Annotated in this window: 13 protein-coding genes; 3 read left to right on the plus strand and 10 right to left on the minus strand. The window is 58.8% G+C overall.

Going from position 1 to position 17,500, the window contains the following annotated elements; all coding sequences use genetic code 11:
- Nucleotides 1-132 precede the first annotated feature (132 nt).
- The 9 genes from RN01_RS31620 to RN01_RS32690 all read right to left on the minus strand — a co-directional run bounded on the left by RN01_RS31620 (nucleotide 133) and on the right by RN01_RS32690 (nucleotide 12,036).
- The gene (locus RN01_RS31620) at nucleotides 133-1,212 is read right to left on the minus strand and encodes a beta-3-deoxy-D-manno-oct-2-ulosonic acid transferase (protein WP_024570320.1); all 1,080 of its coding nucleotides are present in this window, start codon (nucleotides 1,210-1,212) and stop codon (nucleotides 133-135) included.
- On the minus strand, nucleotides 1,205-2,395 hold the full coding sequence (locus RN01_RS31625; RefSeq protein ID WP_029700369.1) for a glycosyltransferase family 1 protein: 1,191 nt from the start codon (nucleotides 2,393-2,395) through the stop codon (nucleotides 1,205-1,207). The genes RN01_RS31620 and RN01_RS31625 overlap by 8 nt, the downstream gene beginning before the upstream one ends.
- Nucleotides 2,396-2,425: 30 nt before the next feature.
- On the minus strand, nucleotides 2,426-3,616 hold the full coding sequence (locus tag RN01_RS31630) for a polysaccharide biosynthesis/export family protein (protein ID WP_189443393.1): 1,191 nt from the start codon (nucleotides 3,614-3,616) through the stop codon (nucleotides 2,426-2,428).
- A 118-nt stretch (nucleotides 3,617-3,734) separates the two neighbouring features.
- Nucleotides 3,735-5,366, minus strand: coding sequence for a glycosyltransferase family 1 protein (locus RN01_RS31635; RefSeq protein WP_017511575.1), 1,632 nt, complete (start codon nucleotides 5,364-5,366; stop codon nucleotides 3,735-3,737).
- A 12-nt stretch (nucleotides 5,367-5,378) separates the two neighbouring features.
- Nucleotides 5,379-6,032 carry an ABC transporter ATP-binding protein gene (locus tag RN01_RS31640; RefSeq protein ID WP_017511574.1) on the minus strand — a complete coding sequence of 218 codons (654 nt, stop codon included), beginning with the start codon at nucleotides 6,030-6,032 and terminating at the stop codon, nucleotides 5,379-5,381.
- The gene (locus RN01_RS31645) at nucleotides 6,029-6,826 is read right to left on the minus strand and encodes an ABC transporter permease (RefSeq protein ID WP_017511573.1); all 798 of its coding nucleotides are present in this window, start codon (nucleotides 6,824-6,826) and stop codon (nucleotides 6,029-6,031) included. The genes RN01_RS31640 and RN01_RS31645 overlap by 4 nt, the downstream gene beginning before the upstream one ends.
- 4 nt (nucleotides 6,827-6,830) lie before the next feature.
- Nucleotides 6,831-7,979, minus strand: coding sequence for a capsule polysaccharide export protein (locus RN01_RS31650; RefSeq protein WP_029700367.1), 1,149 nt, complete (start codon nucleotides 7,977-7,979; stop codon nucleotides 6,831-6,833).
- Nucleotides 7,980-7,987: 8 nt separating this feature from the next.
- Complete coding sequence (locus RN01_RS31655) at nucleotides 7,988-9,409, minus strand: mannose-1-phosphate guanylyltransferase/mannose-6-phosphate isomerase (protein ID WP_017511571.1); 1,422 nt, start codon at nucleotides 9,407-9,409, stop codon at nucleotides 7,988-7,990.
- 323 nt (nucleotides 9,410-9,732) lie between these two features.
- Nucleotides 9,733-12,036: a hypothetical protein gene (locus tag RN01_RS32690; protein WP_128646539.1), complete on the minus strand. Its 2,304-nt coding sequence runs from the start codon at nucleotides 12,034-12,036 to the stop codon at nucleotides 9,733-9,735.
- 722 nt (nucleotides 12,037-12,758) lie between these two features.
- On the opposite strand from RN01_RS32690, the gene RN01_RS31665 reads away from it, so the two are divergent.
- Both RN01_RS31665 and RN01_RS31670 read left to right on the plus strand, forming a co-directional pair.
- Nucleotides 12,759-14,957 (plus strand): CDP-glycerol glycerophosphotransferase family protein, encoded by a 2,199-nt coding sequence (locus RN01_RS31665; protein ID WP_017511569.1) that lies wholly within the window; start codon nucleotides 12,759-12,761, stop codon nucleotides 14,955-14,957.
- A 24-nt stretch (nucleotides 14,958-14,981) separates the two neighbouring features.
- Nucleotides 14,982-15,389 (plus strand): adenylyltransferase/cytidyltransferase family protein, encoded by a 408-nt coding sequence (locus tag RN01_RS31670; protein WP_017511568.1) that lies wholly within the window; start codon nucleotides 14,982-14,984, stop codon nucleotides 15,387-15,389.
- A 209-nt stretch (nucleotides 15,390-15,598) separates the two neighbouring features.
- Here the strand turns inward: RN01_RS31670 and RN01_RS32695 are convergent, their stop codons facing one another.
- Complete coding sequence (locus RN01_RS32695; protein ID WP_017511567.1) at nucleotides 15,599-16,531, minus strand: DUF1796 family putative cysteine peptidase; 933 nt, start codon at nucleotides 16,529-16,531, stop codon at nucleotides 15,599-15,601.
- Between the two features lie 332 nt (nucleotides 16,532-16,863).
- On the opposite strand from RN01_RS32695, the gene RN01_RS31680 reads away from it, so the two are divergent.
- A complete protein-coding gene (locus RN01_RS31680) occupies nucleotides 16,864-17,208 on the plus strand; it encodes a hypothetical protein (RefSeq protein WP_133428605.1) in 345 nt (114 codons plus the stop codon).
- The last annotated feature ends 292 nt before the right edge of the window (nucleotides 17,209-17,500 follow it).

Here is a 17,500-nt window from a genome sequence, read left to right on the forward strand (position 1 = left end):
TGAAGTTCACCTTGTGCACGCTGGCAGCGCCCGCCTGAAGTAACGCGCGCGCCAGGCGTCGGAAGAACGGACCCATCGGTCCTTGCAGCAGGAGCACACGTGCGCCTGCGAATTTTTGCCAGCCACCCGGAATCATCGCCGCCCCAACAACGCACGCAGCGAGAGCCTCAGCATCGCACGCTGCGCTATCCGCAGCAGACGCTTGGGCGAGCTTTCAGCATGACGCTGGTCGCGCCGCGCTATCAGCATGTCCAGCGCGTCCTCGGCCTGCATCGCCCTCCCCGTACCCGGATCGACGTAGCGCGGATACAGAATCAGGGCACCCGCCACCAGTTGATCAAGGCTCAGCATTCGCGTTCGCCTGGGGTGCGGCAGCGCATCCTGCGTCAGGCCCCAACCTGCGTAGAAAGGCTGACCATAGGTGAACACCCGACGCCCGCGCAGCAAGGCTTCGAAGCCCGACAGCGAAGTCAGCACGTGCACTTCGTCAACCTGCTCCAGCAGTCGGTCCATGGAGACACCAGTCACGACCTCGTCACACCAGCGTCGTGTACACGATGACGCATCGCTTCCCTTTGCGCGCAGCCCTGCCACGACATCCGGATGAGGCTTGTAGATGATGTAGGCTTCAGGGCAGCGCCGCCGGACCGTCTGCAACAACGCAAGATTGCTGCATATCCCTGGTGCCCCATATCGAAGGGCTGCGTCGCTCTCCACCTGCCCCACCACCAGGACTACCCGCATATAGCCGATTGGGCGTGCCCAATGGCTACTGCCGACGTTGTACTTCGTAATGCCGGCATCGACGATTCTCGCCGTCAAACGCGCCGCGCGTGCCTGCAGCGCCTCGTCGAAGACTGTCTCCTGGAGTATGCATTCCAGGTCGGACGGACGGCTTGCGTCGTAATAGAGCCCTTGCGTATCAACGGCCAGCGACAGCGGCTGGGTCAAATCCGCGCCGAGCCCTACCGAACGCAGGAATCCGTCTTCGATGCGGAGCACGCGTCGCCCCCCGAAAACACCCGGGTCCGCCACGCCGTTGCCCCAGACCGCAACGGTTGCAGTAGCAGGTGCCATGCATACATCCCGGATCGAGTGCAGCACGGCATCTCCAAGGAACCGCTTGACGATGCTGCACTTTCTGCGGGAAAGCCCGACTGCATAGACGACGTTAGCGCCGCCACCAGCCGCGTTCACAGTCGCACTAGCCATGCGTGACTCCGGTGAGCTGTTCCAGAAGACGATCGATCTTGGAAAAATGCTGATCCCAACTGGGGGGTGAAAACTCGCCGGCTCGCACCAGCTGCGCTGCCCTGCGCCCGCTCTCGTCCGTTGCGAAATCGGAAACTGCCTCAAGCCACCCGAGAGCATCAAGCGGATCAACATAAAGCGGTACATCACCGGCAATCTCCCGGAACACCGCGATATCGCTCGCGATTACCGGGGTGCCGATCGCCAGGGCTTCGACGAGAGGAAGGCCGAAGCCCTCGGTGAACGACGGAAACAACAACGCGCGCGCATGACGCAGCCACGTCGCCATCCCCGCATCGTCGCAATCCGGGATCTCGATAATCAACGGACGCAGCACAGGGTTACGCTCGATCAGACTTTCCACGTGCGCGACGTCCCATCCGCGCTGGCCAACGATGACCAGTCGTGGCAATGGGCCACGCACGGAAGACCATCGCTCTGCTAGACGGCGCCATACCTGGAGAATCAACGCATGGTTCTTGCGTGGTTCGATGGTGCCGAGCATCACAAAATACGGCTCGTCAAGCGGAGGCTGCGCGGCGCCGGTCGGAAGCGCCGCGCCAGCCAGCGGTGCGACAACAGACAGGGGTGTCGGCGTGCCGCGTGTGCAAGCGAACGATTCCAACGCCGCAAGCGTTGCGTTCGAATTGGCGATCAGTGCCGCGCCATGCTTCAACATCGTGGTGATCCGCTTGCCATGCCGGCCATACTCGCCAAGCCGGCAGTACTCTGGATGGGTAATCGGAATAAGGTCGTGCACCATGAAGATGGGCTTCAACCCCTGACTGCGCAGCCAGTTCCCATAGCCTGGCAGTTCCAAGCCACTGTGGCCAACATTCAGGAACAGACTGCCCGGCTGTAACCTCCGTGGCAGACGGCCCGCCAACTCGCGAACGAGACATCGCGATAGACGGGCAACGACGTGATCCGGGCGGGCCAACAGCAAGCCAAACAACACCCTGGAGCCGGCACGCGACACCACTCGACCGATCCCCCATTTGTAGAACACTGCCCTGGCGTCCGGAAAATGACGGATATAGCGCAGGCACACTCGGTCCACACCAGTAGGCAAACGGCCGCGCAATGCGCGCACCACCAGGCGTGTGACGTCGATCGCAATCTCTGCCGAGCCTTCTCGCTGCATGACCATCCTGCTTGCCATGGACTTTGCCCGCTATCGCGTCATGTTGACGATATTCAGAATCGGATAGGCACCAGACAACACGATGTTCAGGAACTTCTGCAGTTCCGCCGTTGGTGCATTCGAGACGTAGAGCACATCCTTGTCCTGCATGGGGAAGCGTTGCGCCGCGAAGAATGTCGCAGGATCCTTCAGGTTCGCGCGGTAAACCACAGGCACCTTGCGTTCCTCCGCGGACGTCGCCGCATCAGCATGGGCGCCCCACAACGCCGGATCCTCGAATCGGAAGATGAAGACGCCCGTTGCGTCCGCCCGGTTGTCCAGCAGCCCATTGGCACGGCCCAGCGCCTGCGCCAAGGTGATGCCACCGGCCTCGAAGTTGATCTCGTCGCTTTTGCCGGAAGCCCCCAACGCCATGAAGCTCAACGGCTGGAACAACACGGTCAGCACGTCTCCGGCCCGCAGCGACACGTTCTGCTTCGGGTCCTGGATCACGGCGTTGAGGGGCATGGCATAGCTCCTGCCACCGCGTGAAAGCTGCAGCGTGGTCTTGTTGACGGGTTGCGCCGGGCCACCGGCCGCAGCCAACGCATCGAGCAACCGCTCGCCCTTCGGCGTCAGCGGCATGCGCGTGCTGCCCTTGACTTCACCGACGACCGTCACCTGCGCTGAAGCGTTTCCGGAAAGCCGCACCATCACCTGCGGTTGATTGGCCTTGCCGCGCAGACGGCTCACGATGTCGCGCTGGACTTCCTCGGTCGTCCTGCCGGCGGCCGCTACATTGCCGGCATATGGAACGACGATGTTGCCGCTGGCGTCCACCATCTGCGTCGGCAGTTCGTTGGCCCGCGTGGGCGCCATGACACTGCTGGTCCCGCCAAGCGCGGTACTCGCATTGATGAACAACATCGCAGGCGGCGCTTCCCAGATGGCCACATCGATCATGTCGCCACGACCAATCCTGTTGGTCATGGATGCGTCAGATGCCAGCGCCCTGGCAAACTGACTGTCGTCATCCTTGCGCCGCAACCGCTGTGCGACCGTGGCGTTGATGTCAACCACTGCCACCTGCACAGGTTCTCCATTGCCGCCATACGTGCCCTCCGCCACGCTGGAGGTGCTCGGCCCCGACGTCGGCAAGTTCCACGTACACCCCGCCGCAAGCAGCGATGCCACGCACACCAGCATTCGCGCTCCGTGCCACTTCTTCTCTCTGACTACCATCTGAATCTCTTTCACTACGATCGCGCTTCGAGTCGGAGGTAGAAGACGATGCCGTCAAGACTCCCCGGTACCGACTCCCACCGCGAGGCGACGTTAGAACTACGGGGGTGTCACTGCCCTATGCAGGGTTGTCGAGATCACGCAGAACCAGCGGCTTCGCACTGGCTTCCGCTGATCCGCCAAACACCTTGGCGCCCTTGTGCTGCGCAACCCATTCTAGGAACTGGTTCCAGCGAGGCAGGATCTTTTCGGGTTGATAGCGGGAGCCGACCTGCTGTCCGCGCTCTCGCAGTTGTCGCTGTACCGCCTCCGCATCGTCCGAGTAGACGACCTTCTTGAGCGCCTTGACGAGGCTGGCTGTCGAGTACGGGTCGAAGTACTCCGCGGCATCGTCGTAGACCTCACGATGCACGGGGATATCGGACGCAAGCACCACACCGTCACTTGACATCGATTCCACGCCTGAGAAATCGAAGCCTTCGCCGAGGCTCGGACATACCGTTGCGATGGCGTTCCTGTACAGCACCCGCAGATCAGGAGCTGGCACGGCGTTCAACATGAATAGATCGCCCTGCTCGATCCACGGCCGGAAGCCCTTGAGCATCGTTGCGTAATCCCATCCGAGGCCGCCTACCACGATCAGCTTGAGGTCGGGGTCGATATCCGCCTTGATCACCTCCCAGGCCGCCAGAAGTCGGCCGTGGTTCTTGCGTGGCTCGACCGTGGAGACCACCAGCAAATACCGGAAAGGACGCTTGCCGAGGACACGCCGATAGAACCCCTCCATCTCTCGAAGGCTCAGGAAGTCTGGCTGGACGCTGACGCCCTTGCCCTTGTCCCCTTCATGCAGGCGGGCACGAACGATGCCCGGCACGCGCTCCGGATTCGCGTCTTCCTTGAAGTAGTGGTGCGAAACCATGTTGTGAATGGTGACGGCGCGCTCGGCGGCTTCAGGAAACAAGCGAAGCAGGTCCTGCCGCGTCGCTTCAGATACACAGGCAAAGTAGGCGCCGGACCTGACATTGCTCATGAGCGCATAGAAGTGCGTAGCCTGATGAATCGATTTGTCCGGTATCGTATGCGGCATGAACACCGGAATCGCATCGTGGTAACGCACGACAAACGCGGTGTCGCGCTGAATGCGTGCCGGGTACGGCGTTTGTCCGATGAAGACGTCAACACCCGGGGTGCTCAACACCGGATAGCGGGGCCGAGCCAGGAAGTTCAACGTCGCCAGGCCGGTCATGTGCATGACGTGCCATGGCGTATGGCAAATTCGTTGATTGGCGTTCGACACCAGTGCGTAGTCGCTGGCCGGAAGCGTCTTCGAGAACAACGTCCGCCAGATGAAATCCTCGAAGTACTTCGACCGGAAATTCGACAGCCGGACCTTCCCGAAGCCAAACACCGTCGACAACGTCAGCTGGGTCGACATCATCCGTCGCTGCATATAGTCCATCGCTCTGTCGAGGATGGTGTTGTATGGTCGCTCCGCCACCGAGATGACAACACGGGAGTAACGATTGATCTTGCGCTCCTCCCGCAGTGCTTTCTCGGAGAACAGCAGCCCACGGTCCGACGTGCCCTTGGCGAGAACGCGGTGGGACGTCTGGATCATGCCCTCGACTTCGAAGTTATCCAGCATGCGCAGGCCGCGGAACAGCAGACGGGTTTCCTGCGGAATGCCGGCGAAGCCTTCGAGCGCCGGACGCATTTCGAGCAGGACTTTGGTTTTCTTGACTTGCTTCACGATATTTCCAATCTATTGCATTGAGGCGTCGTGCAGCTGATATGCCTGCTCGACGTCGTCGAATTCGTGGATGACACCGTCACTGAGCACACACGCCCGGTCACAGTGCTGTCTGATGCGGCTTGCCTCATGCGACACGATGATCATTGCCCGATCCTTCCGACGCTCGAAGAGTTCGTGCTCGCACTTGGCGTGGAAGCGGGAGTCACCCACCGCAATGATCTCGTCGATCAGGAAGCAGTCGAACTCGATCGCCATCGACATGGCGAAGGCCAGCCGCGCCCGCATTCCAGACGAGTAGGTCTTTACTGGCTCGCGCAGGAACTTCCCCAATTCCGAGAACTCCTCCACAAATGGCGTCGCCTTGCGGTGATCGGCGCCATAAACGCGACACACGAAGCGCAAGTTGTCCAAACCTGTCAGGCTGCCCTGAAATGCCCCGGCGAACGCCAGAGGCCATGACACGGCCATCCCTCGATGAATCGAGCCAGCGTCCGGAAGTTCAGCGCCGCTGATGATGCGGATCAGCGTGGATTTCCCCGCGCCATTCCGCCCGAGAATGCCGACCTTCTCTCCGGGACGAATATGCAGATTCACCCCACGGAGTACCTGGTGTCGACCATGACGGGTGGTATAGGACTTCGTCACATCGCGTAGGGAAATCATTCGCCTTCCACCCTTCTGCTGACATCGGCGACCATGGCCAGACCCAGAAGGGTCAGAATCAGATTCGCCTTGATCAGATAGAAGACATCGAAGTGCACTTCAACCGCCCCTCCGAAGTACCCGCCACGGATCATCTCGTTCAGGTTGACGGTGGGCAGGTATTCCGCGTACTTCTGCCATTTGAGGGGCAGCCAACTGACCATGTAGCCCGCACCAGAGAACGGAAAGTAGAGATACGTGATCGGATGCCAGATTCGATCCATCAGCTCCGAACGCTCCGAAAGCGCACCGACCACCAGACCGAGCCCCAGCGCATACCAGGCAAGGAGCATCCACCCCGCCAGCATCTGGCCAAGATCGGCAGGGAACTTCATCAAGCCGAGGAAGATCGCTCCCGACGCGATCAGCAGAAAGGAAGCGGTGGCGCCGACGATCTCCAGCAGCAAGCGCGCGAAGAAGAAGTCCAGCACCCGGACATTGCGATGGAACAACAGAGCCTTGTTCGGCTCCACGGCGTCGGCACAGCGGCCCACGCCGTTCCGCCACAACAACACACCGGCATAGCCGGTAATGGCGAACGGCACGATGGGCACTCCCGATCCGTGCGTGGCATGTATCGCAGTCCAGAGCGCCGCGATGCCAGTCGTGAACAACATCGGCTCAACAAAGAGCCACAGGAATCCGATGTTGTGTCGCCCATAGCGCGTGATGATCTCGCGCAGTACCAAAGCCCAGATGACGCGTGCCTGGATACGCAATGACGCCGCCAGAGATGAGGTCTGGTATGTCGTCATGGCCTCAGTCCCTGTGCTCGCGCACACCCGCGATCAACAAACTCAGCAATGCCCAACCGATCAGGCTGAAGACCAACGTTGTCAGCACCGCACGCAGCCGCTTTGGCTCGATGGCGCTATCCGGCAAGTTTGGCTGCACCACGCGCTCCAGATAGAGCTGCTTGCGTTGCGCCTCTTCGCGCGCCTGCGCGAGCGTGGCCATCGCCGCGACCAGGTGCTTGTCCGCGTAGTCTCGCTCGAGGGCAAGACGCTCGTACTCAACACTCTTCGATGCCAGCGACGCGCTATTGCCGGTCAACCCGGAGGTAATCGCGTCTATATCCGACTGCAGGCTGCGAATTCTCGCTTCCGTCGTCGGTATCTGCGGATTCTGCGGAGCAAATGCGCGAAGCTGGGACAGTTGCGTCTTCTCCGCGATCAGTGCTTCCTGAAGCTTGCCAATCTGCTCCATCTGCAGTGTCGCCTGATTCACTGGGTCCAGCACCGCATGCCTGTTGCGATAGGCGGCGAGATTGAGCGTCGCCTGCTTCGCCTTGCCCTCGGCATCATCGACTTCGCTCTGTGCCGACCGGATCAGGTCCGCGCGGCCGCGCTCATTCAGTTCGTTGACACGCTTCTCGGCGGCTTCGAGCAACTGCTCGGCAATGGCTTGCGCATCCTTGGCAGTAAACCCCTTCGTTGTCACGGTCGAGATGGATGACACCGAGTCGAACTCAATGCTGACCACCTTTTCGTAGTAGCGGTAGAACGCCTCGAAGCTTCCGTCCATACCAAACGGGTCAAACCGGCTCAGGATGTCGATGTCCGACTTCCGCATTGCAGCGCGCAGACCCAGTCGATTGTCGATCTGATGCAGCGCATCTCGCGACAGCATGAAGTCATTGACGGCGTAGGCGTCATCCGCCGCCTTTGCAAATGCCGAGATCCCAGTCGTCTGGAGCAGCGCGCCGATACCGCTCGAGCTCTGACGCTGCGGACTCCGCACGATGAAGCTGGCCTCCGACACATATACGTCGGAAGCAAGAATCCCGAAGTACAGAAGCGAAATAACCGTTGGCAGAACGACCACAGCCAGAAACAGGCGATGCTTGCGCATCCACCCGGCGCCGCCGAGAAGTCGCGCGTTCTGTGCCGATGCGACGGCGCGAGTCATGACATTCATCAGCAGCGCCCGTAGACATCCTCGAAGCGCACGATGTCATCCTCTCCGAGATACTCGCCCACCTGCACTTCGATCATCACCAGGTTGAGGATGCCGGGGTTCTCCAGCCGATGTTGATGCCCCGCCGGTATGTACGTAGATTCGTTCTTCTGGACCAGCATAGTCCGCTCACCGTTGGTGACGTTCGCGGTCCCGCTAACAACGATCCAGTGTTCGCTGCGATGATGGTGCATCTGCAGGCTCAGGCTCGCGCCGGGCTTGACCTCGATACGCTTGATCTGAAAGCCAGACCCCCCCTCCAGTACTGTGTAGGTTCCCCATGGGCGATGCACAGTGCGATGCTGCTTGTACAGATCGCTGCCTTGCTTGCGCAGGCTGTTGTACAGATGCTTGACGGACTGCGCCTCGTCGCGGCTGGCCACCAGTACCGCATCCGGCGTATCCACCACGATCAGGTTGTCGACGCCAAGCATGCCGACCAGGCGATCTGTGCTCTGCACATAGCAGTTGTGGGACCCATGCAGCATGGCGTTGCCGTCGATACGATTGCCACGATCGTCCGGTTCGACCAGATTGCCGAGCGCAACCCACGAACCGATGTCGCTCCATCCGATGTCGCATGGCACGACTGCCACATGCTCGGACTTTTCCATCACTGCGTAGTCGATGGAGTCTTCCGGCACTTGCAAGAAGCAGGTCTCGGTCAAGGAAACTTTGGTGCCGGTCTTGATCAACTGGGTGTCCGCGCTGTTCAGACACGCACGTACCGCGCTGATCAAGCCCGGGCAATGACGATCCATCTCCGCAAGGATCGAGCCCGCGCGGAAACAGAACATGCCAGAGTTCCACAGGAAGCGGCCGGACTCGAGATACGTAACCGCCTGCGCCTTGGCAGGCTTCTCGACGAATCGACGCACGATATTTCCATCGTGTTCGATGTACCCGAACCCGGTCTCCGGAGTATCCGGACGAATGCCAAACGTCACCAGGTTGCCAGCTTCCGCAAGGACAACGGCTTCTTCGACGGCATCGTGTAACGCAGGCAAATCATCGACCAGATGATCCGCCGGCAACACCAGCATCACGCTGTCCTCGCCGTGAACAATACGAACATGCTCCGCTGCCGCGGCAATGGCCGCGGCCGTATTGCGCCCAACTGGCTCCAGCAGATACGAAACGCGAGTGCCATGTTGATTGACGCGCGAGATCTCCTCGTCCGTGCGCGCAAAGAACTCTCGATTAGTGGCAATCAACACTTCCGTCACTTCAGGAAGGTGGGCGCCGCGCAAGAAGGCCTTCTGCAGCAGACTCTCGCCGTCAGGCAGGCGAATGAACGGCTTGGGCGAAGCCTCGCGAGAGACAGGCCAAAGGCGGGAGCCAGCGCCACCGCATAGCAAGACAGGGATCAATGCAGACTTCATGGACTTGGGTACTCGATTCGCTATCGGGGGACGACGGGCCTAACATGCGGCGCTCCCACTAAGCTTGTGGAGCGCGAAGCGATAGTAGGAGTCGAGCGAATCTGTGAGCGCCCGAAATTTCCCAATTTCATTCGCCAATAGTCCGAATTGGGCGGCGCCCTTCGCGTGTCGAAGAATTAGTCAAAGAAGGTGAAGTTTCCCGTATAGCTGATTTGCTTCATCAGCTCCGACCTACGACGTTCTTCCAGGAGTCTGGGAAATTTCCCGCTCGTGGCGGGCAAGAGAATGACACTGCGGAGATGGACGCCGTTACCTACCCAATGTCAGTTTGCTGCGCCCTTGATCACTGCGAAGTTGATGACGGGCGTTTCACTCAGGCTGGCGCCACTATGGTTGTGCAGGCAGAAACGAGCGGTCCCCGAGCCCACCGCGTCTACGTCCAGCGAATACGCGCCAGCTGTTGCGCCGCTGGCGATGCTTCGACTAATGGTGTCGTACGCGCTGATCACACTGTTGTTCAACATAAAGCAGGCACTCGCAGACGCCGCAAGCTGCGCGCTGTTCATCGTGATCTGACCTGCAACCGTATTCAGCGTAACGCCAGTGGTTTTGCTGATAGCTTGCGTCGCAACGCCTCCGGCACCCTCCATGTAGCCAACCCCGCCAGTTGCCCCCGAAGACAGTATCGGGCCGGTAGCGGCAACACTCGTGGCATGGGCTTTCGCCGCATAGAGATTGGACCAGCGCTGCGTTGATGCACCTAGGGAATAGAGGTTGTCGCCGGCTGGGACCAAGTTCCCGTTGCCATCTATCCTCATGCGAGCGGCGAAAGAGATCCCATTGTCCGAGGCAAAGCGAACCTCCGTTGGAATATGCGTGCCAGACGGCGTTCCCGTCGCGTACGCAGCAATCTGTGCAGAGGATCGAAATGCCGTGCCGTCCGAGCCCTCAAAGCTCAGGCCACCAAGCATGTCATTCGCCTGCACGGCACCGTGGGTACCAACACTGGACGACCTCGAATGGGACAGCGATAGCCACGAGGATGCCGTGACATCTTTCCACGTCTGCAACGTGAGATTGCTTCCCACGATCGACATATCCGGCGTACGGGAGACAGCAGATGCTTGCACGTGCTTGGAGCCGATTGAGAGCGATGAAAACGCTGCGGCATTAGGGACATCTCTTCCAATCGCCGCTGGTGAGCCCCATGTTGCCCCGAGCAGGTGGGAGGCATCATCCGTGGTGCCACTATTCGAAAGCCCGCGTACGGTTTCAGGGTACGCAGCAGCATTGACATAACTGTTTCCCAATACCGTTGCCGACCGAAGCGGGGCTCCGGTGGCGATGCTTATCGGGTTGCCCGGGCCGTCGAAGATGGAGCTTGAGACGTTGGTTATCCCGGTAACGCCGTCATTGATCGACACCCCTTTCCTCATACCGCCGTTGTTATCGCGAAAGTAGGAGGCAGTAATGTTCAGCGCTTTGTGCTGGTCCGAAATGACATGGGCATAGTTTCCCCAAAACTGGGCGCCTGATATCGAGATGGATCCAGCGGTTGGCATTGCAGGAATATTGATATACACACCAATGTCCTGACCCGATGCGCCGCCTCCAATCATGCTAACGAGGTCCGCAGTTTGCGTGAGTTTGAATCCCACTTGACCGACACCCAATGAAGGACCGTCAGCAAAGCAGTTCAGTAGATTTACTGTCTCTTTTGCCTGAATATCGAAGCCGACGTCGTAGCCAAAGGCGAAATCATTGATCAGCATTCCTGTATCGAAGTGCCCGGTCACCTTGAACGCTGAGCCCTTGCGACGCGCGCTTTGGCCGGTACTCCATGTGCGATGGGTTGTCAGGAACGGCCAGGCGTGAACGTCGACTATGCGGGCGATATCCGTGGAGTAGTCGACCCATACGCCGTTTGTTGAGTCGATCTGCACACGCTCCATCTTGGTCCGCTCTTTCCGAGACGAATAGAAGGCCTGGGAGAAGCCCCCAATCCAGACATCGTGCACATGGACATCGCTACCGATCGCGGTAATCGCCGTACCCGAGAAGGCGTCAACGGCCTTCATCGCTGTCGTTATGTCACGGAATGGCAGACTGTTTGCGATGGCGCTGTTGAGAACGTAAGCGCCAGACAGTGAGCTACCTTGTGAAATGCTGATAGTGGCGGTGCCCGGCAACAGGATCGCTCCAGGAACGTTGTAGTTACCGGACGCCTGTTCGCCCACGTTGTCAAGAGGTCCCCGCAGGCTGCAGTTTGGCGGGATCGTTATCGACGATGCGAGATAGAGCTTGTTCGAAAAAGCGACGCCTTTTCCAGGGCAAGCGGCGGACAACGCAGCGGCAAGCGCCGGCGAATCATCAGTGACGCCATCGCCGTTTCCGCCAAAGTCCTCAACATTGACGTACTGGCGGAGCTTCGCTTGAACCGTTGTTGCCGTTGCTCCTCTACCGATCTGCGTAAAGCCCACGGAACTTGAACCACCAGGCGACGCCAGATCTGTAGATGTAATTTGAGCACGCGCCGCCGCGGCAGAGAGCGCTAGCCCCAGGGGGCCGACAAGCGCGAGTACTCTCAGCGTGCGCCGAGTAAAAGACCGATAGCGCGGTGTTGACATGGTGGCTCCATATATTCAGACCGTTTCCTGCGCGAATGGCTCATGCGCTAGGCGAGGCTTCACGTATGGACTAGATGCCCATTTCATTCAATGCGATTTCTCTGATTCAAGGGACAGAAGCCTCTCCCTTTTGCTGGCCGTCGGCGTGGACACTGTCCGACCACTGATGGGCCAGAAGCAGACCGCGATTGGATGGCGCCATACCGGCGGTCAGCGCCATCGGCCCGAAGTTCCCCTCATAGGATTCGGAAATGTCGCATTGAAGCCGTTTCGGTACCCCGGCAGACTGTATCCGTAGGTAACGCTCAGGTCTCCAGTTTGATACGGTTGGCTGATTGCAATGCTCTCCAGCGCTATCGCGGTCACCGTTTCTGTCAGTACTGCAGCGGAGTTGGGACGATCTGAGTTCTCGCCAGGGAAACACATGCTCCAACGTCGACCTTCTCAGTTCAATGCGATGCTTCCGTGTGCGCTGGCATGCCGTACTTCAACTGTGCTTCCGACGTCTTGGCTTACTTGCCCGAGATGCGCATCAAGTGACGCACAGGTGCAATCGATCAAAGCACCTCATCGCGAGCGTGGCGGGTATCGCTGCGATTGACGGCAAGAGTCTAGATAGGGTTGCCATGCGGGCACCTGTCTGGTCCACACATCCGCAAACGTTGACGCAATAGCCAAGCGTCGACGATTTGTCAGGCACCCTATAGATACAAGGATCACCAGTGAAGTTCAGCCAGCTTTCGCGTCGCCTTCTCAGGCGCATCTACGCACGCGAGCTTGTGAATAGCGCCTATACCGCGTTGCTTGACCGCCCTGTGGACGCGCAGGCTTCACGCCGGTATGCGGACTTGATCTGCACCGATGCCGGCGGCGAAACTAGCTTTCTCAAGGTGCTCCTGGAGTCTGACGAGTTTCGCCAGCACGCCTATGGCAAAGCCGCGCCGCAACTCGTCGAGTCAATGTATCGCGCGCTGCTCGGCCGCGAGCCTGAAACTGCGGCAGTTGCCCAGTACACGGAACGGCTGACTGGCTCCCACGCATTCGAACAGGTGCTCAGTGGCATCGCACAATCCGACGAACATCGGTCGCGTATCTACGAACAGAACATCGCGCACACGGTGGCGTCCGTGTGCTGGGGCGTGACAGGAAAATCGTTGGACGGCTTCTCTGATCCAGATCGCGCATCCGTTATGTCTGCCGCCGAGCACGGTCTTGACAACCTTGTCGCTCACGTCGTGGCGCTGGCACGTGCGCGTGACGTGAGTTTTGAGTCGTCTCGTGTCGAAATCGTCGAGAGCATCTACACCGGACTGCTCGCCAAATCCCCGACACCAGAGGAAATGCAAAGCGCGCTCGCTTCGCTCCGGACTCCCGCTGACGTTCGCCAACTTGCCGCGCATTGTGGCGACGTCCGTCTGCGACAGGTGGCCAAACCAGCGGAAATACCAAACACGAAACTCGATGGCGACATCCGCCTTGTACGCACGGACAAGTTGGCGGATGCGCAGGTAGTGCAGATGGTCGACGGTTTCTTTGACACCGAATCAAGCTTCGCCTGGAGCAAACGCACCTCTTCGCTTCTTGTGACCGGAAGGGTGACGCTTTACCTGAGCTGCAACTACTTGTTCCCCGGTGAGGTTCGCGAGGTAGCTATCGAGAGCGAAGGAACGACCCATGTCGTCAAGCTCGCGGATGCGTACGCGGCTCATGTAATCACTGTTGGTGGTGATGAACCTGTCTTCGTGAGGTTCCGTGCAAACGGTGCGGTCTCCCCGAAGGAGCGCGGGATATCAAACGATTCTCGGCCTCTCGCGTTCCAGCTGTGGTTGCGCACGCCGCCACTGCCGAAAGTTATCGAGAACTGCAAGCTTTCGGGTAGCGGAACCGGGCGCAAGATCTATTGCGTTTTCAGCTCGAAGAAGGAAGAGGACAGTCTTCGACCGATTCAACTTGAGCTGGTGCGGCAAGAGTTCGACTGCGAATCCATTACAACCTCTCAGCTTGGCAAGCGATTCCATGGCCGGTTGGTAGACGATGGCGTCTTCCTGATTGCATCGGCAGAGACCTACGCGACGATTCGGAATGCGGGGCTGAACGGCCGATTCATCTACGCGGAACATGGCGCTTCACCGCTCAAGGGATACACATACAGTGGCCACTACACACACTACGACCTCGCGCTCTTGCCTGGCCTGTTGTGGACGGAACGACTAAGGAGCCTCTATCCCCAAGCGAAGACTAGCTATGAGGCGATCGGCTATCCAAAGCTCACGGTACCCAGGTTGTCGGCAAGCGAACGCGCCAATGCGTGCGCAAGGCTGGGGGTCGATCCAGAACGACCCGTCGTTCTGTTCGCACCGACCTGGAGTGGTGGCGATCGCGAAAGCGGTCTCTTCAATATTCGGCACCTGAACCCCGACGGCAACATGTTCGCCATACCGCATGACGGTGACGTGCGGTTCGCCAATGAGCTCGCCAACGATGGTTCCCGCATTCACGTGCTGAACGCCGGTGAGTCAATTAGCTACTACTACGCCGTGGCCGACATACTAGTATCCGACGTCTCCTCCACCGCGGTGGAATTCGCATCGCTTGGCAAGCCGGTTGTATGCCTCGCGATGACTCGCATACCCAACTTCGAGACTCGCTACCACGAGAGCCCACGTCGAATCCGCATTCCACATACGGGGCAGTACTGGGATTTCTGCAGCGTCGTGGAACCCGATCTGCTGCAAACGACTGTCGACGCCGTCGCAGCCAAGGTTCAACCCGGCGAGGCCAGCACCCCTTCCGATGCCCTCAACGCGCTGTTGTGTTGCCACGGAGATCAGGCGACACAACGCGCGGTGGGCGCGATCCGCGCCTTTCTTCGTAGTGACGAAAGATGTGTCACGTCTACGTCCTCTTCAGCACCAGGCTAATTCTCCATTGCGAAACTGTAAAAGATGTGCAAAAAGACTGTGATTACTTACGGCACGTTTGACCTTTTTCATATTGGGCATCTGAACTTGCTCAAGCGTCTTCGCGCGCTCGGCGAGCGTCTCGTCGTCGGCGTGTCCACCGATGAGTTCAATGCGCTCAAGGGAAAGAAGACTACCATTGCGTACGATGAGAGAGCCGCAATCGTTGACGCGCTGTCCGTGGTCGATGCCGTATTCCCCGAGAGTTCATGGGACCAGAAGCGTGCGGACATCGTGCGCTTTGGTGCCGATGTCTTCGGTATGGGCGACGACTGGGCCGGACGATTCGATGACCTGCGGGATATTTGTACGGTTGTATATCTGCCACGCACCCCGGATATCTCGACTACCGCAATTCGGGCGCAGTTGCGCGAGCCGGCACTGCCGAATTGACTCCGACAAGGGCGCGCATAACATTGTGAATGGACTCCGTGGGAGTTCAATGATTGACCTCCCACTAGATCAGAAGCGAGCGGCGAGGTGCTGGAGGATCAAGCCGAAGCTCTGGAAGAAAACCGGAGTACGTGTCCCGTCACAAATGGTGATGACTGCGTGAGCCGCAGCCGCTATCCAGCGTTGTGCATTGCATTGACAAAATCACCTCAGAATGCCGACCGGGTGTCGATCGCATACTGGGAAATCAATCTCATGACGATCGCATTGTCCACCGGGTCGTGGAAGCCGATGCCTAGTTCCTCAGAAGCTGGCATGAACTCGTAGAGTTGATGATAACCATTGCTGGACAGCCGCCGAATGCAACGATGTTCAGCCGTGTTGGAAGGCTCGCGAAGTTGAATGTAGATGCCCGCTGCGTTGCTGGTCGCTTGGTCAATTGCCTGTGCCACACTGTAGAAATCTGCCTGCAAATCGTGCTGCGGCCGTGCAATCATCACGAAAAGTTTGCCTCCATTGCCGGCCATAACCGAACGAAAGCGCTCTACGGTCCTGACAGTGTAGTTGTAATCTTCATCCCGAGTTGGATCTCGATGAGCGAACATATCCCGCACACCGTAGGTATCCAGGTACCACTGGTGATTGGCTCCAGGCTCGCCGGATTTTCGGATGCCTGATAGCGAGCGATAGTACTTCCGATCGAGAAGCGTCCCGAAGTCGGTCTTCAGGCAATGCACTACCGAGCGCGGGCTTGAGAACAACCAATCGAAAGGAAAGGAGCTTGGCTTCAGCCCAGCCGATTTGAGGATGGAACTGGCCTGGCAATGTGTGCCCAGAGATATGACGTGTTCAATCTTTTGACCGTTGACGGTCTTTTCACCTTGCGCCAGTCCGACGGACTGCACTCCTCTGGCGAGAACGCGGTTTCGGTACTCATTCGAAGCGGTGAAGCTCCGCAACATGGACCGGATCGCCATCGGCAGTCCGCGTTCCGCTATCAGCTTTTGGTAAGTTGCCATTCCACCCGCATCCGGCTCCCTGCCCAGAATTTCACGGTAGAAGGACTGGATAACCGCCTCGTGACCGCCGTCCTGGGCACGTTCCGGCTCGACGGCAGCGTCACGTTGCGTTTGGGTTTCCAAGTTCGTAATCCTTGCGATCTGGTCGGCACGTGCCTGCCCAGTTCTGATACCAGTACACGATGGTGACGTACGGCACTGACAGTTCCATTTCGAGCATCCGACAGACTCCTTCGCGCCGCATGTCACCGAGGAGCGGACCCTGAATGAAGGGTGAGAGTAGGAGTCTGGCGAGCTGCTGGGCGCATGAAGTTTCCCAACGTCATTCTTCAATTTTCCGAATTGGCGCTCAGCCCGTACAAGCCGAAGAATCGGAGAGAGAAAGTGAAACTTCGCGTAGCGTCAGTTCGCATCGACAGGCAAATTACAGCGATTAATTAATGTTTTGGTCGACCATGTTCAGAATTCTTCAGTCAGTTGCTTTTGTCGCTATCGCCATCGTGGCGTGGAACTTCGCGGAGGGGTATCGCTATGGCGATGCGCGCGTCTACGACTGGAGCCGGCCTGGCATCGAAGCGCAGTTTCCCGACGGTACGACGAAGAGCACCGTCTTTGCCCGACTCGGAAAAGCTTCGACCGAGTCCCAGGAGAACGATGTTGTGCGCTGGGAGTACACCGGCCATTCACTGGGTCTGGCACTACCCTTCAGCCGGACTGTCGTACCGCCGAGCACCAGATCGCTGGTGCTGGTGTTCAACGCGCAAGGCAGACTCACCGAGCGTCTCTATACAAACTTCTGAACCGCCTTTGGCGCTCGAGTACAAACTCGCCCGCATGCGGCCGGAAGTTTCTCGGGCAATATCAGGAAAGCCTGCATCCAGAAACTCGTTATCGCGTAAAGAATGGTGGTTAAGGGACGCCTTCCGCTGGGTGTCTCTCGTGTTCATACTGCTTTGACCCCAGTATTTACACTTCCCCGTATGGCCGCTTCCTCCCGGAGCGGCTTTTCTTTGCCCGATTTTGATCTCCGATCGCGTCACTTTACCCACGGTAATGTTTGGGGGAAATATCGGGAAATTTCGATGAAACCAA

This window comes from Cupriavidus sp. SHE, from assembly GCF_000812445.1.
GTDB lineage: Bacteria > Pseudomonadota > Gammaproteobacteria > Burkholderiales > Burkholderiaceae > Cupriavidus > Cupriavidus metallidurans.